Source organism: Algoriphagus boritolerans DSM 17298 = JCM 18970 (assembly GCF_900108085.1).
In the GTDB taxonomy this organism is placed as follows: domain Bacteria; phylum Bacteroidota; class Bacteroidia; order Cytophagales; family Cyclobacteriaceae; genus Algoriphagus; species Algoriphagus boritolerans.
This window is the reverse complement of record NZ_FNVR01000002.1, coordinates 190,887-205,773: the sequence shown is the minus strand read 5'-3', so window position 1 is coordinate 205,773 and position 14,887 is coordinate 190,887. Positions and strand designations below refer to the sequence as shown.

Here is a 14,887-nt window from a genome sequence, read left to right as displayed (position 1 = left end):
AATTATCCTCCAATTGATGGACATGTTGGGGTAACTGGATTATAATTAGCGCATGACACATAATTACAATACCATATTCCACCTGGTTCACAACATTTACCTCTCACTTCAATTACATCTCCATTAGGACATTCCACCTCTCCATAATAATCTCTAGTTTCCCCTCTAGTGTCTGCAAAAGAAGGAAATGCCATAATAATGAATGCTCCTACAATCAGTAATTTTTTCATAGTTTTTAAAGAGTTAGAATTGATTAAAAGCTTTTGGCCAAAAACGGCTTCATTTTGAAGTTGAAACTAAGCTAATGAGCTAGTCATCGAAATGCAAGATCTAGTTTAAATGTTTATTTGTAAAATATTGGGACGTCGTTTTTTTTTTTTTTGATCGGTCAATTTTACGAAATTATCTTAGTCAATCCTGTCAAATGCAGAGGGTTTGCTGTGAAAAGTTTTCGTTTTTCTCTGTGCTCACAATCAGGTTGGTATTGGGAAAAACCCCTTAGAATCTTTAAATCAATGTTTCCCTTTCCCGAAACTCTCCGTTGTAAAATCGCTTTCCTGAATGAAATTTATTGTGTTGCGCTGGCACTTGCATTTCGGTTCCTAATGAGCATTTTGCGCCAGCGCAGGGAATGGTGGAAACGCTCAAATCCAGGGGTTAAAACCCCTGGCTATTACATTTCACCCCTACAGGGCTTTATGGTGAAAAAAGTTTCAAGTGGACAGCCTTAAGTGACGAGTAATCCAGAAAAGCTTTAGCTTTTCCTCCGTGCCCTTGAAAAATGTCATCTGTTTCGGGGATTCCTGAAGTTTAATATCAAGTTCATCCAAGCCTCCATTAATCTTTCTATGCGATCCTCCGCGTGCTTTGCGGTGAAAAAACAAAAAGCTTTAGCTTTTTCTCCGTGCTCTTGAAAAAAGAAACCTGTGCTATGGATGCCTGAAGTTCGTTATCAATTTCACTCAAGCCTACAATTAATCTTCCTTTGCGATGCTTCGCGGTGAAAAACCTCTCAATGTACTCTTTGGTAAAACTTTTTTCTGTAAAAAAGAATTTTACAGATAGAGCTTTTTATCCAAAATATACTCCTCCACCATATCCTGTAGTAAGTACTTGACCGAGTGGCCTGCCTGAATGGATTTGCGGATAAAAAGTCGCCGAGAAATCCAAAAGCAGGGCCTCTATGGTTTTAAAATACCCAGATTCAATAAATTTAAACATTATATGAATAGCTTAGTATTCAAAGACCGCTATACCTGGGTCTTTATCATCAGTTATTGCATAAATTTTTTTTGCTTTTTCATCAACACATATAGACTTAATAGGATAATTGGTGGTGAAATGTGATAATGGTTTCCCCTCCAAACTAAATTCAAAAATAGTTCTCGACATTTCTCCTGAACTCGTAATAGTTGAATTAGTTTTTCCAATATAAACTGCAAAAACGGAATTTTCACCTGTAAAAACATCACTATATCCCATAGGTATAGCTGAATCCACATTCGCTGTTGGCATACCATTACTGTCAAAAACATCATATTTTACTTCATAACTTTTAGGACCATAAATACTTATAGTATTTTCATTTTCCAAATTATTAATTTCCAATAATTCAAAACGAAGCCTTGAATGGCTCAAAATTTTATTATTAAAATTATAATCAATTTGACCTTGATTAAGTCCTAATAATAAATATCCCGTATCTTCATCTACCACTTTTTGACCCGCACCCGCCCAAGGACCAAATGAATCCAGTCTATTCCCGAGGCTATCAAAAATAGCATACTTAAAATTATCTCTTGTTACGTTGGAAATGAATTTATTTTCATCTATTAAGTTTATTGAAAACCCCAAAAACCAATCTTTATCTTGTCTGATATTTCTGACGGCATATTTACTTTTTGAATCTAAATCATATTCGTAAAATATCTTACTGTTTAAATCATAAGCCCAAAAAGAGTTTTCGTCAATCCCCCGATCTAATTCCCAAATCATCGATCTAATTTCTCCAGGCCCTTGACCCTGAACACCTTTACTTTGAATATATTCGAGACCATTTACATCTAATAAATGAAGAAGGTTTTTTGAACCATCAGTTGAAACGATTAAATAGTCGTTTTTCAATAAAATTTTTCTGGGATTTAAAATACTATCATATTGAATTTTTTTTCCTATTAATTCTTTTGATTGATTAAAATCTTCAAACTTCAAATTCAAAGAAACATTAGTATCATTTGATGTTGAACACCCTCCTAAAAAACATAATGAAAGAAAGCAAAGTAATATTATATTTCTCATATTCTAATAAGAGTATTAGGCAGCCAAAAAATAAAATTATTTGGCTGCCATATATAAATATTTGATTAAGGCCTTGTGCAAGTTGGACCTGGAGATTCTATAGAATCACTGTAGGCATTACCGAAGCGATCTTGGCAAAATGCACCTATTTGTAGACAACAAATCTTGTTACCTCCACCATCTCCGCCCGTTTCCAGTGGTGGTGGATCAGTCTGCGCAATTGTCATTGTGTTCGAAAAGGCCATGGCACTAAAAAACGCCAGACCAAAGAATAACTTTCTCATGATATTAAGATGTTAGAATTGATTAAAAGCTTTTGGCCAAAAACTGCTTCATTTTGAAGCTGAAACTAATCTAATGAGCTAGTCCTCGAAATGCAAGATCTAGTCTAAAAATTTATTTGTAAAATACTTGGACGGCGTTTTTTTTTTTTTGAACGGTCACTTTTACGAAATTATATTAATCAATCCTCTCAAATGCAGAAGGTTTGATGTGAAAAGCTTTAGTTTTTCTCTGTGCTCTAAATTAGGTTGGTATTGGGAACAACCCCTGAGAATCTTTAAATCAATATTTCCTTATCCAGACTGGATATGGCCGCAAAATTAATCCTAAGCACAAAACTTAATTTCCTTAATTTCTTAATGGTATAAAACCAACTCTCATGGATAAAGAAATCGGACGAATTTGCTATTTTTTATTTTTACAGATAGAGCTTCTTATCCAAAATATACTCCTCCACCTTATCCGGCAGCAAGTATTTGACCGAGTGTCCTTCCTGAATGGACTTGCGGATAAAAGTTGCGGAAATATCCAGAAGCGGGGCTTCTATGGTTTTGATTTTGGGATGCTCAAATCCCTTAACTTCACCCGGTCGGGGGTAGACAAAGATCTCATAATTGTCCAGGATCGCCTGATGGTTTTTCCACTTCTGGAAATGTGTCAGATTATCCGAACCCAAAAAAAGACAAAACTGATGCTGTGGGTATTGATCACTCAAATACGTGAGCGTGTCGATGGTATAGCTCGGTTTCGGCATCCGAAACTCCACATCGCTGGCCCGGAAGTAGAAATGATCTGCAATTGCCAGCTCGACCATTCGCAGCCGGTCAAACTCGTGGATCAGGGATTGTTGCTTTTTGAAGGGATTTTGGGGACTGACCACAAACCAAACCTCGTCCAAGTCCGTGCGGTCGTACAGCACATTGGCAATGATCAGGTGCCCGACGTGGATCGGATTGAAGCTTCCGAAGTACAGCCCGATCTTCATTTTACTTCGCCAAAAAATCCGAAACCAAGGTAACTGCCTCCTGAGAAGATCGCTCAAAGTCATCGTTGAGGATGCTGATATCAAACTGAGGCTCAAACTTTGCCTCAAACTCAGCCTTGTAGAGTCTTCTGGAAAGGGATTCCTCGGATTCTGTTCCCCGATCATGCAGTCTGGTTTTCAGCACCTCCAGTGAGGGTACTTTCACAAAAATGGCCAGGGCTTGAGGTCCAAAGTATTTTTTGAGTGCCAGTCCACCTTTGACATCCACATCAAAAATGACAGCTTTTCCGTTGTCCCAGATGCGTTGGACTTCTTCTTTGAGGGTTCCGTAAAAATTTCCTTCATAGACTTCTTCCCATTCTACGAAGGCATCATCGTCTATTTTCTTTTTGAATTCATCAATGCTTAAAAAGTAGTAATCCCGCCCGTGTACTTCATGTCTTCCTCTTTTGTCCCGGGTACAGGCCGAGATGGAGAAACCCAAATTGGGTATGTGTTGGATCAAGTGCTTGACTAAAGAAGTCTTTCCTGATCCGGATGGGGCGGAGAAAATTATTGCTTTACCTTGGGTTTTGCTCATTTGCTTTCCTGAATCATCTGGCGGATGGAATTAGCCAGTTCCGTGGGTACAGGTTGTTTGGTGCATTTGGTTTTGAGCATTTCCCGAATAGCCTGCTCCAAGTGATAGTGCTCAAAGCAAGGCTGGCATTTGGCCAACTTCTCTTTCATCTGCTCTTTGCCGGTTTCGCCCATTTCTCCGTCGAGAATGCTTTCCAGCAATTGAAAACATTTGCTGACATCACTGCACTGAAGCTTTCGCTCTCCGGATGCTTGATCGTTTATTTCCATAAGTAATCGTTTTAACCCTCCTCTTCTTCGTCCGTATTATACCCCATTGACTGGGCGTATCCTTTCAATTGTTCTTTCAACAAGTTCCTGGCGCGATGCAGCCTGGATCTCACCGTCCCGATGGGTATATCGAGAATCTTTGCCATCTCTTCGTAAGTAAATCCCTCTAAATCTGCCAGAATAATCACCGTTCGGAAATCTACCGCCAATGCATTCAGTGCGTTGGAGATCTCGTCACCGAGCATATCTTTGACCGATTCTGCCCGGAGATCGGAAGTACTTTGGTAGTCAACATCATCCGAGTTGTAGAAAGTTTCCACCTCTTGATAATCTACCTTTGCAGGTTGCTTACTTTTCTTTCGGTATTCATTGATAAAGCTGTTTTTCAGGATTCTGAAAAGCCAGGCTTTGGCATTGGTCCCTTGCTCAAAGGAATTGATAAACCGAAAAGCCTTCATGTAAGTATCCTGCACAAGATCCTTGGCATCGTCCTCATCGAAGGTGAGCCGAAAAGCAAAATTGTACATGGAATCTATGTGCGGCATAAATTCCCCATCAAAGATGGACGTTTTCTCTTCCTGAGAATATTTTCTGCGCTGTACTTCAGACATAAGGCTCAAAAGTAATGAATGCCTAATTTATAACCTGAAATTAAACCGAAAGTCGGGCGAATTAATTTATTTTGTTGCTGAAATCGCTCCCGAATCAGAGCAAAACTCCCCACCAACACACCTAGTCTTTATGTTTTTCTTTAGGCTGCTGTCCTATTTGCCACTTTCGGTTTTGTATCTTTTTTCGGATTTGATCTATTTGGTCGCCCGTTTTTTGATCAGCTACCGCAAAAAGGTAATTGACGAAAACCTGAAGTTTGCATTTCCGGAGAAATCAGAAGAAGAACGAAAGAAAATCCGAAACAAATTCTACCGCAACTTCACAGATGCCTTTTTCGCCGAGACGATCAAAATGCTGACCATTTCCGAAAAAGAACTCCGGCAGCGATTTCAGGTTATCAATCAGGAAATGATCGATGCGGAAGTCAATAAAGGCAAAAGTGCCCTGATGATGGCAGGTCACGTCTTCAACTGGGAAATGGCGATTTTGGGCGTGGCGCTCAATACTCAAGTGACTTCAGAAACGGTTTACCTGAAATTGAATAATCCCTTTTTCAACAAACTGATGCTCGCCATCCGGACACATTTCGGTGGAGTGATGACCGAGAAACGGGAGTTTCGCAAAAGCATGATTACCATGCGAAGTCAGCCTAGAATCGTACATTTGGCAGCGGACCAACGGCCTCCCCGTTCGGAAAAGCGCTATCAGCGGGATTTTCTCAACCGACCGGCTTATTTCTTCGAAGGAGGAGAGTTTATGGCCAAAAAGATGGAGCTCCCGGTTTTCTTTGGCACCATGACCAAATTAAAACGCGGACATTACCGTTTTGAAATCGCTAAACTTGCCGAGCCTCCCTACGATTCCCATGAGTCGCACAGCATCACGGATGAGTTTTGCCGCAGGCTGGAAGAAAACATCCGAAACCAACCTGACCTATATCTCTGGAGTCATAAGCGGTGGAAGGTGTAGTGAATTGAAAGATTTGAAAATTGAAAAATTGGAAAATTTGCCCGAGGACTCAGGTTGTAAGGTTATAAAGTTGGAAAGTGTTAAGGTTCTAAGGTTGAAAGGTTGTGCAGCCGTAACTCCCAAATTCACAAATCCTCAACTTGAGTTTTACATCAACAAGTTGGATGAGCTTGTAAATCGTACTTCTGAAACTTATGCTGAGGGCAGTCGAAGCTTCGTACTTTAAAAAATCACAAGAAAACGCTAGACTGAGATCTTATCTCTTGATACTAAAATCTAGCTACTAGATACTAAAAAATGGATTACCTCAAAGAACTGAACCCCCCACAAATACAGGCAGTACAACATACCGACGGACCGGTGATGATCATTGCAGGTGCAGGTTCGGGCAAAACCCGGGTGCTGACCTACCGCATTGCGCACCTGATCTACGCCAAGGGTGTTGATCCCTTCAATATCCTTTCGCTGACTTTTACCAATAAAGCCGCTGCCGAAATGAAGCATCGGATCGAGACGCTTGTCGGTCTGGAAGCCAGAAATACCTGGATGGGTACTTTTCACTCCATTTTTGCAAAAATACTACGAGTCGAATCCGGCAAAATCGGCTACCCTTCCAACTTCACGATTTACGATACCGACGACTCCAAGTCATTGATTCGCACACTGGTCAAGGAAATGCGGATTGACGACAAAGTATACAAACCAAACGTGGTGCTTTCCCGTATCTCCGGTGCCAAAAACCGACTGATTTCATGGAAGGCTTATCAGGATGACCCCTATGTCAAAGCCGATGACGAAGCTGCGATGAAACCCCGAATGGGCGAACTCTATCAACGCTATCAGGAGCGACTCTTCAAGGCAGGAGCGATGGATTTTGACGATTTACTCTTCAATACCAATGTGCTTTTCAGAGATCATTTGGACGTATTGAACAAATACCAGCAGCGCTTCAAATACGTGATGGTGGACGAGTTTCAGGATACGAATATATCCCAATACCTCATCACCAAAAAACTCGCAGCGGTCCACCAAAACATTTGTGTCGTCGGGGATGACGCACAAAGTATCTATGCTTTTCGCGGAGCGGATATCCAAAATATCCTAAACTTCGAGAAGGACTATCCGGATCTTTTTGTGGTCAAACTGGAACAAAACTACCGCTCTACCAAGACCATCGTCGAGGCAGCAAACTCCATCATCGAAAAAAACAAAGCTCAACTCAAAAAGCTCGTCTGGACTTCAAATCCTGAGGGCGATTTGATCGAATTGATCAAAGCGACATCAGACGGAGAGGAAGGACGGATCGTCGCCAACACAATTTTTGAGGAGAAAAACAATAAAAAGCTCAACAACAGCGACTTTGCGATTCTCTATCGAACCAACTCCCAGTCGAGATCGATGGAAGAAGCGCTGCGCAAGATGAACCTGACCTACAAAATCGTGGGAGGACTTTCATTTTACCAGCGAAAGGAAATCAAGGATCTGATGGCTTACATGCGCTTCACGGTGAACCCGGTGGATGAGGAGGCGTTCAAGCGGGTGATCAATTATCCAAAGCGGGGGATCGGCGATACTTCGGTGGAGAAAATTCTGGTTTCAGCTTATGACCACGACATTCCGCTCTGGGAGGTGGTAAAAAATGCGCACAGTTTTCTGCCCGGAAGAGCCGTAAGTTCGGTGGATGATTTTGCCACCATGATCAAAGCTTTCCAGATTGAAGTGGAGCGAAAGGACGCATTTGAGGCCGCCAGTAGCATTGCCAAGCAAAGTGGACTTTTGCGCGAACTCTATGAGGACAAAACCATCGAAGGACTCAACCGCTACGAAAACGTCCAGGAATTGCTCAATGCGATCAAGGAATACGTGGATAATCCCGAGAATGAGGATAAAAGTTTGGGTTCTTTTCTCCAGGAAATAGCCTTACTTACGGACAACGATCAAGACAAGGATAAAACCGATGCCATCACGCTGATGACCATTCACTCCAGCAAAGGATTGGAATTTAAGCAGGTTTTTGTGGTCGGTATGGAGGAGGATCTTTTCCCTTCCCAGATGATGATGCAAAGTCGGGAAGACCTCGAGGAAGAGCGCCGTCTCTTCTATGTCGCGACCACCCGGGCGATGGAAAAATTATACTTAACCTACGCGCTTTCACGTTACAGATTTGGACGATTGCTCAACTGCGAACCGAGCAGATTCCTGGAAGAAGTGGATCCACGGATGATCAAAGTAAACAAGCGGATGTCATCCAAAGACATGCCGGGAGCACTTCGGAAGGAAGGTTTACCGGGAGCCAGTGGTTTCATTGGAATCAAAAAACAACCGGAATCCCGACAGCCCTCCCAGCTTAAAATCCACACCCCTTCACCTGATTTCAAGCCCTCCAACACCAATAGCCTCAAGGCGGATCAACTGGTGGAGCATCCGAAATTTGGATTTGGAAAGGTACAAAAAATTGAAACAGAAGGACTTAATAAAAAAGCAACGATACAATTTGAGCATTTTGGGGAGAAAACATTATTGCTTAGCTTTGCCAAGCTTAGAATCATAGACTAATCACCTGCTTCCCTGTCCTTTGGTGGTTTTTTGTTACCTTTTGTATGGCGATAACCAGGAAGCAACATGAAGCACACCGAACCTGAAAACAACGACTTATTTTGAAAGAATACGGCAAAAACATTCAACGCCTGGTAGATCACGTCACCGCGATAGAAGACCGTGACAAGCGCACTCAAAGTGCCTACACTGTCGTCGAAATCATCAAACAGCTCAATCCAACCTGGAAGCAGGAGAATGATCAGAAGCTTTGGGACGACATCTACATCATGTCTAATTTCAAGCTTGACGTGGACGCACCTTTCCCAATTCCTGAAAAGGAGCTGCTGGGTAAAAAACCTCAGCCAATCGGATATCCGAAGGGTGAAATCAAGTTCAAACACTACGGAAGAAACATTGAGAAGCTCATTGAACAAGCCATCCAAATAAATAACGACGAGGAACAAGAAGCCGCAATCATCTACATCGGTCAGTTGATGCGCTCGTTCCATTCTACCTGGAACAGGGACAATTTCGACGACGGCATCATCCTGGATGACATCAAGACCCTATCAAAAGGTAAACTTCACATTGATTTGGAGAAAGTACGGGAAAATGCACTTTTTGAGTCCAATACCCGAAGAGACTTCAAAATCCAGCACATCGAAGCTGAACCTCAGAAGAAGAAGTTCAACCATCCAAAAAAAGCCAGAAACAATGGCCACAACAACAAAAAGCGTAGAAATTAATGGCATCATTCCGAGTCACTGGTGGCACCCAACTAAAAGGTGAAATCACCCCTCAGGGTGCAAAAAACGAGGCACTCCAGATTCTTTGCGCTGTACTATTAACTCCAGAAAAAGTCACCGTCAACAAAGTTCCCAACATCCGCGACGCAAACAAACTTATCGAATTGCTCGCAGACATGGGCGTAAAGGTCCGGCAGCTCGGCCCGGAAACGTACTCTTTTCAGGCAGATGAAGTCAATTTGGATTATTTGGAAACAGAAGACTTCCTTGCCAAAGCCTCTGCGCTTCGTGGTTCGGTGATGATCCTTGGCCCCCTGTTGGGACGTTTCGGAAAAGGCAAACTTTCCAAACCCGGAGGAGATAAAATCGGCCGCCGCAGGATGGATACGCACTTTTTTGGCTTTCAAAAACTCGGGGCTGAATTCCATTACGACGCAAAGAATGAGATTTTCCATATTGATGGAAAAAATCTCAAAGGCACTTACATGCTTCTCGACGAAGCATCTGTCACAGGCACAGCCAATATTGTGATGGCGGCAGTTTTAGCCGAAGGCAAAACCACCATCTATAATGCCGCTTGCGAGCCTTACCTTCAGCAACTATGTGACCTGCTCAACCGAATGGGCGCAAAAATCACCGGAGTAGGTTCAAATTTGCTCACAATCGAAGGTGTAAAACAACTTGGAGGTACCGATCATACGATGCTTCCTGATATGATTGAAATTGGTTCATTCATCGGAATGGCGGCTATGACTCAGTCGGAGATCACGATCAAGGACTGCCAAATCCACCGTTTGGGGATCATTCCGGAGACATTCAAGCGGATGGGTATTCATCTGGAATTTCGGGGAGACGACATCTTCATTCCTGCTCAAAAACATTACGAGATTGAAACTTTTATCGACGGATCTATATTGACTGTGGCTGATCAGATTTGGCCTGGATTCACTCCGGATTTACTTTCGATCATTTTAGTAACAGCCACCCAGGCCAAAGGAACCGTCTTGGTGCACCAGAAAATGTTCGAATCACGACTTTTCTTCGTGGATAAATTAATCGATATGGGGGCACAGATTATCCTTTGTGATCCTCACCGTGCTACTGTAATCGGATTGGATAGAAAATATCCCCTTCGTGGAATCCGCATGACATCTCCGGATATTCGTGCCGGTGTTGCTTTATTGATCGCTGCGATGTCTGCCCATGGTATATCCATGATCGATAACATTGAACAAATCGATCGGGGGTATCAAAACATCGATGTGCGCCTCAATGCCCTCGGGGCCAAAATTGAGCGAATTGCATAATGAAATTGAGAGCCAAAAGCTCTCAATCTATTTTTTAAATTAGTCTGCTTTTAGGGTATGAAAAAGCAGACTGGAAATTCGCATAGATAAAATAAGAAAGAAAAAGGCTGGTTTTCAGAACTTCTTTTCCCAATTATCTAATCCATTTTGCCCTTTTCTACATTTTTTTGGTAACTTCTTGGCCAAATAGCTCAACCCTTAATAACCTATGACCAAGAAAAAACTACGTAGCCAGGAATGGTACGGCCGGACAGGGAAAGATGGTTTTATTTACCGATCCTGGATGAAAAATCAAGGATTACCCCATCATCTTTTTGAAGGAGAAAAGCCAGTAATTGGAATTTGCAATACCTGGTCCGAACTCACTCCCTGCAACGCCCATTTCAGAGATTTGGCAGAAGCCTTAAAGCGGGGAATCTGGGAGGCTGGTGGTTTTCCACTGGAGTTTCCGGTAATGTCCCTCGGTGAATGTTCCATCAAACCTACCGCGATGCTTTTCCGGAATCTCGCATCCATGGATGTGGAAGAAAGTATCCGCGCCAATCCGATGGACGGCGTCGTGCTGATGTGCGGTTGCGATAAAACTACGCCTTCCTTGGTGATGGGTGCCGCCTCAGTGGATATTCCTGCCATGGTGCTTTCAAGCGGCCCCATGCTGGTGGGAAGGTTTAAAGGAAAGAAAATCGGCACCTCAGACATCTGGAGATTTGCAGAAGACTTCAAGCTTGGGAAGCTTTCTCAGGAGGAATTTATTGAAGCGGAAGCGGCAATGTCCCGATCTGTTGGTCATTGTGCACCAATGGGCACAGCCTCTACCATGGCAGCAATGGTAGAGGCCTTAGGCCTCGCATTACCGGACAATGCCACGATTCCGGCGGCAGATTCAAGAAGAAAGGTACTGGCTCACATGACTGGAATGCGAATCGTGGAGTTGGTCAAAGAAGACATCAAAATGAGTCAGATCTTGACCCGAAATGCCTTCGAAAACGCAATCATGGTCAATGCAGCAGTGGGTGGATCTACTAATTTTATCCTTCATCTTACTGCGATAGCAAAACGAATCGGAGTTGAACTCGATTTGACAGATTTCGATTATTTCTCATCAAAAATCCCTTTGATTGCCAACGTTCAGCCTTCGGGAGAGTATTGGGTAGAAGATCTCTTCTATGCCGGAGGACTTCCAGCTGTAATGCGTGAAATCGAAAAACACCTCCACCGGGACGCACTTACAGTCAATGGTAAAACCATCGGGGAGAACATTGCAAAAGCAGAATGCTGGGATCGAAATCTGATCGGAACACTCGATAATCCAATCAAACCGGAATCCGGAATCGCAGTGCTGAAAGGCAATCTTTGCCCAAATGGAGCCGTACTAAAACCTTCTGCAGCAACTCCAAACCTGCTGGTCCATACCGGAAGAGCGGTAGTTTTTGAAAATATCGATGATTACAAGGCAAAAGTGGATGACCCCAATCTTGATATCGATGAGACCTGCGTGATGGTCATGAAAAATGTCGGTCCCAAAGGCTATCCTGGGATGCCTGAAGTAGGAAATATGGGGCTGCCAAAAAAACTACTCGAACAAGGCGTAAAGGACATGGTTAGGATCTCGGACGGCAGAATGAGCGGAACTGGTTTCGGTACCGTAGTGCTGCACGTTTCCCCGGAATCTGCCATCGGCGGACCTTTGGCCTTTGTTCAAAATGGTGATATGATTTCCTTGGATGTCCCAAACCGAACCTTAAATCTTCTCATCTCTGAGGAAGAGTTCGAAAAACGAAGAATCGGATTCATCCCTACCCAACTCCCTTATGAGCGAGGTTATGTGAATCTTTTCTTGGATAAAGTGAATCAAGCCCACGAAGGAGTGGATTTTGACTTTCTCCAGGGAAGTTCAGGTTCAGAAGTGAAAAGAGATTCGCATTAGAAAATCAGACCGGGCAGGTTTTAAAAACCTGCCCGGTCTTTAAGTTAAAAAAATGAAACCCCAAAAAGTAGCCATCATCACAGGAGCAGGTCAGGGAATTGGATTGGAGATTGCGAGGAAGCTGCTGAATACCGGATCACAGGTGATCCTGAACGACAAAGAAGTTGGTTTGACCGATGAGGCTGTGGCTTCCCTTTTGCAAATGGGGAAAGGAAGGGTACTGGGTTGTTCCGGCGATTCTTCATCTCTGGAAGTGATTTCTGAGATGGTCGAATTGGCAATGCATCATTTTGGCCAACTGGATCAAGTGGTCGCCAATGCCGGGATTACACTTTTTGGCAATTTTCTGGATTATTCACTTGAGGATTTTAATGAAGTAATGCGGGTAAATCAGATGGGTACGTTTTTTCTGACGCAGGCAGCTGCCCGGGTAATGAAAGATCAGGAAAGCGGTGGCTCAATTTTGCTCACTTCTTCTGTTACAGCACATCAAAGTCATCAAAACCTCGCTGCCTATGCAATGAGCAAGGCAGCGATTGAAATGCTTGCCAAAAATTTGGTTTTGGAGCTAGCTCCTTTTGGTATCCGCATCAACACCATTGCACCGGGCGCTACGCTAACCAAGCGAACTACCTCCGATCCGGAATACGTCAAAATCTGGTCAAAACTCACCCCATTAGGTCGCCCTGCTTTCACTTCAGACATTGCTGAAGCAGCAGCATTTCTTCTCTCCGATGCTGCAAGCCATATCACCGGCCAGACACTCATTGTAGATGGAGGTTGGACCGCAATAAGCCCGTCACCTTATGCATGAAAATCAGCTAATCACAAAAGATTTAAAGCTCGTCTTGAAATCACCTCCACCCTGGAAACTCAATGGGGAAGCAATCATTCTTATTTTCAAATTCAAAAAAGATTGGATTGAAAAATTCGGTTTGCTTCCCAAACACCTCAAAGGAAGATTTAAGGGAGGTTTAGGATATGTCATGTTGATCAAATACGAGAAATCTCCTGTCGGACCTTACCATGAACTCTTGTTTTTACCGGGGAAATTTCGGAAATCAAAAAAACAGGCTATAACAAAGATCTATGTAGATACATTGGCTAGTGCCCAAAATGGACGAACCAACTGGGGAATACCAAAAGAAACCCTCCCTTTCATTTGGAAAAAAGAGAAAAACAGAGACATCATCCAATTAAAATCCGATAATCAAGTAATCTTTTCAACAGAAATCACGCATGGTGGAATTTCATTCCCTGTTTCAACTTCATTTTTGCCCATCAATCTTTGTCAGACTTGGAACAAAGTAAAATACAATACCAAACCCACAGGATTTGGATGGGGCAAATTAGCTAAAGTGCAAAACCTGGATTTAAACCCGGATTTTTTTCCGGACATTCAAAAAATCAAACCTTTACTGGCGATCAGGATAAATCCTTTTCAAATCAATTTCCCAGAACCGACTTTTGAGGATGAAATCAATTGAAAAATACGATTACTGCTTCAGCCTTGCGCTAAGTTTAACAACCTTTGAATAATTTCTTATCTTTCGTTATCCTGCCTTCTAAAAATTTGATGCAAAAAAATCTCAATTTTGGGTAGCTAAACAAACCAAAGAAAGTTCAGTTAGACTTTTATACACCATCCTTTCCCCATGAAAAACCTCTTATTCTTACTTTCCTTTATCTGGATAATCAGCTCCTGTGAGCAAAAATCCGAAATACCAGACACGCTTCCTTTCAAAGTTGCCAAAGCTTATGGATTTGAGAATTTTGATCAAGTCAATTCCATCTCCTACACCTGGAATGTTCAGCGTGACTCGGTCAACGTGTTTTCCAGAGACTGGAAATGGAACATCAAGGACAGCACAGTCTATTATTCCGGTCCGGATACCACGTTTACCTATAGCCTGACGGCTGATTCGCTACCCAAGCAGGACGGAGCCTTTATCAATGACAAATATTGGGCAATGATGCCATTTCAGCTGGCATGGGATTCAGGCTATACTTATGAGACGGAAGAAAACACGAGTTCTCCCATAAAAGGCATAAAATCCACCAAACTGACGATCATTTACCAATCTGGCGAACCCGCAGCTCCAGGAATGGGATACACTCCCGGAGATGCATATGACCTCTATTTGGATGAAAATCTAATGATCGTCGAGTGGGTTTTCAGAAGAGGAAATGGTACAGAGGGTCGTCCCACGACTTGGGAAACTATCGAAACTCACGGCCCGCTCAAATTTGCGACTGAGCATTTCAATGCTGAAGGAAATCGAACCCTTTGGATTTCGAATATAAAAGTCGAGTAATGGTTAGGTAGAATTGTCCTCAATTTAAATCTTAAAAAATGCCGTAAGTGAGCCCGCTT

15 protein-coding genes are annotated in these 14,887 nt (G+C 42.7%); 8 read left to right on the top strand and 7 right to left on the bottom strand.

The window, feature by feature from the left end:
- Nucleotides 1–2: 2 nt before the first annotated feature.
- The 7 genes from C4S61_RS03005 to C4S61_RS02965 all read right to left on the bottom strand — a co-directional run bounded on the left by C4S61_RS03005 (nt 3) and on the right by C4S61_RS02965 (nt 5,025).
- Nucleotides 3–230, bottom strand: a complete 228-nt coding sequence (locus C4S61_RS03005; RefSeq protein WP_103923319.1) for a hypothetical protein — start codon at nt 228–230, stop codon at nt 3–5.
- A gap of 841 nt (nt 231–1,071) precedes the next feature.
- Nucleotides 1,072–1,221, bottom strand: a complete 150-nt coding sequence (locus C4S61_RS02995) for a hypothetical protein (RefSeq protein WP_200820532.1) — start codon at nt 1,219–1,221, stop codon at nt 1,072–1,074.
- Nucleotides 1,222–1,233: 12 nt separating this feature from the next.
- Nucleotides 1,234–2,298 carry a BF3164 family lipoprotein gene (locus C4S61_RS02990; RefSeq protein WP_103923317.1) on the bottom strand — a complete coding sequence of 355 codons (1,065 nt, stop codon included), beginning with the start codon at nt 2,296–2,298 and terminating at the stop codon, nt 1,234–1,236.
- Nucleotides 2,299–2,998: 700 nt separating this feature from the next.
- Nucleotides 2,999–3,565 (bottom strand): nicotinate (nicotinamide) nucleotide adenylyltransferase, encoded by a 567-nt coding sequence (nadD, locus tag C4S61_RS02980; RefSeq protein ID WP_103923315.1) that lies wholly within the window; start codon nt 3,563–3,565, stop codon nt 2,999–3,001.
- Nucleotide 3,566: 1 nt separating this feature from the next.
- Nucleotides 3,567–4,145 carry a guanylate kinase gene (gmk, locus tag C4S61_RS02975; RefSeq protein WP_103923314.1) on the bottom strand — a complete coding sequence of 193 codons (579 nt, stop codon included), beginning with the start codon at nt 4,143–4,145 and terminating at the stop codon, nt 3,567–3,569.
- Nucleotides 4,142–4,414 carry a mycothiol system anti-sigma-R factor gene (locus C4S61_RS02970; protein WP_103923313.1) on the bottom strand — a complete coding sequence of 91 codons (273 nt, stop codon included), beginning with the start codon at nt 4,412–4,414 and terminating at the stop codon, nt 4,142–4,144. Before C4S61_RS02970 ends, gmk begins: the two co-directional genes overlap by 4 nt.
- A gap of 11 nt (nt 4,415–4,425) precedes the next feature.
- Nucleotides 4,426–5,025, bottom strand: a complete 600-nt coding sequence (locus C4S61_RS02965) for a sigma-70 family RNA polymerase sigma factor (protein ID WP_103923312.1) — start codon at nt 5,023–5,025, stop codon at nt 4,426–4,428.
- Nucleotides 5,026–5,155: 130 nt separating this feature from the next.
- Between C4S61_RS02965 and C4S61_RS02960 the strand changes: the two genes are divergently transcribed.
- The 8 genes from C4S61_RS02960 to C4S61_RS02920 all read left to right on the top strand — a co-directional run bounded on the left by C4S61_RS02960 (nt 5,156) and on the right by C4S61_RS02920 (nt 14,828).
- Nucleotides 5,156–5,995, top strand: a complete 840-nt coding sequence (locus tag C4S61_RS02960; RefSeq protein ID WP_103923311.1) for a lysophospholipid acyltransferase family protein — start codon at nt 5,156–5,158, stop codon at nt 5,993–5,995.
- Nucleotides 5,996–6,292: 297 nt separating this feature from the next.
- On the top strand, nt 6,293–8,551 hold the full coding sequence (locus C4S61_RS02950; RefSeq protein ID WP_103923309.1) for an ATP-dependent helicase: 2,259 nt from the start codon (nt 6,293–6,295) through the stop codon (nt 8,549–8,551).
- A 101-nt stretch (nt 8,552–8,652) separates the two neighbouring features.
- Nucleotides 8,653–9,279 (top strand): DUF4290 domain-containing protein, encoded by a 627-nt coding sequence (locus C4S61_RS02945; protein WP_103923308.1) that lies wholly within the window; start codon nt 8,653–8,655, stop codon nt 9,277–9,279.
- Entirely contained in the window at nt 9,279–10,586 is a 1,308-nt protein-coding gene (murA, locus tag C4S61_RS02940; RefSeq protein ID WP_103923307.1) for a UDP-N-acetylglucosamine 1-carboxyvinyltransferase, read from the top strand. Before C4S61_RS02945 ends, murA begins: the two co-directional genes overlap by 1 nt.
- A gap of 208 nt (nt 10,587–10,794) precedes the next feature.
- Entirely contained in the window at nt 10,795–12,513 is a 1,719-nt protein-coding gene (locus C4S61_RS02935; protein ID WP_103923306.1) for an IlvD/Edd family dehydratase, read from the top strand.
- Between the two features lie 52 nt (nt 12,514–12,565).
- Nucleotides 12,566–13,327, top strand: a complete 762-nt coding sequence (locus C4S61_RS02930; protein WP_103923305.1) for an SDR family NAD(P)-dependent oxidoreductase — start codon at nt 12,566–12,568, stop codon at nt 13,325–13,327.
- Nucleotides 13,320–14,000, top strand: a complete 681-nt coding sequence (locus C4S61_RS02925) for an acetoacetate decarboxylase family protein (RefSeq protein WP_103923304.1) — start codon at nt 13,320–13,322, stop codon at nt 13,998–14,000. The genes C4S61_RS02930 and C4S61_RS02925 overlap by 8 nt, the downstream gene beginning before the upstream one ends.
- 168 nt (nt 14,001–14,168) lie before the next feature.
- On the top strand, nt 14,169–14,828 hold the full coding sequence (locus tag C4S61_RS02920; protein ID WP_103923303.1) for a hypothetical protein: 660 nt from the start codon (nt 14,169–14,171) through the stop codon (nt 14,826–14,828).
- The last annotated feature ends 59 nt before the right edge of the window (nt 14,829–14,887 follow it).

Coding starts and splice junctions, on each gene's coding strand:
- C4S61_RS03005 (WP_103923319.1), bottom strand. CDS start 230: ATGAAAAAATTACTGATTGTAGGAGCATTCATTATTATGGCATTTCCT.
- C4S61_RS02995 (WP_200820532.1), bottom strand. CDS start 1,221: ATGTTTAAATTTATTGAATCTGGGTATTTTAAAACCATAGAGGCCCTG.
- C4S61_RS02990 (WP_103923317.1), bottom strand. CDS start 2,298: ATGAGAAATATAATATTACTTTGCTTTCTTTCATTATGTTTTTTAGGA.
- nadD (WP_103923315.1), bottom strand. CDS start 3,565: ATGAAGATCGGGCTGTACTTCGGAAGCTTCAATCCGATCCACGTCGGG.
- gmk (WP_103923314.1), bottom strand. CDS start 4,145: ATGAGCAAAACCCAAGGTAAAGCAATAATTTTCTCCGCCCCATCCGGA.
- C4S61_RS02970 (WP_103923313.1), bottom strand. CDS start 4,414: ATGGAAATAAACGATCAAGCATCCGGAGAGCGAAAGCTTCAGTGCAGT.
- C4S61_RS02965 (WP_103923312.1), bottom strand. CDS start 5,025: ATGTCTGAAGTACAGCGCAGAAAATATTCTCAGGAAGAGAAAACGTCC.
- C4S61_RS02960 (WP_103923311.1), top strand. CDS start 5,156: ATGTTTTTCTTTAGGCTGCTGTCCTATTTGCCACTTTCGGTTTTGTAT.
- C4S61_RS02950 (WP_103923309.1), top strand. CDS start 6,293: ATGGATTACCTCAAAGAACTGAACCCCCCACAAATACAGGCAGTACAA.
- murA (WP_103923307.1), top strand. CDS start 9,279: ATGGCATCATTCCGAGTCACTGGTGGCACCCAACTAAAAGGTGAAATC.
- C4S61_RS02935 (WP_103923306.1), top strand. CDS start 10,795: ATGACCAAGAAAAAACTACGTAGCCAGGAATGGTACGGCCGGACAGGG.
- C4S61_RS02930 (WP_103923305.1), top strand. CDS start 12,566: ATGAAACCCCAAAAAGTAGCCATCATCACAGGAGCAGGTCAGGGAATT.
- C4S61_RS02925 (WP_103923304.1), top strand. CDS start 13,320: ATGCATGAAAATCAGCTAATCACAAAAGATTTAAAGCTCGTCTTGAAA.
- C4S61_RS02920 (WP_103923303.1), top strand. CDS start 14,169: ATGAAAAACCTCTTATTCTTACTTTCCTTTATCTGGATAATCAGCTCC.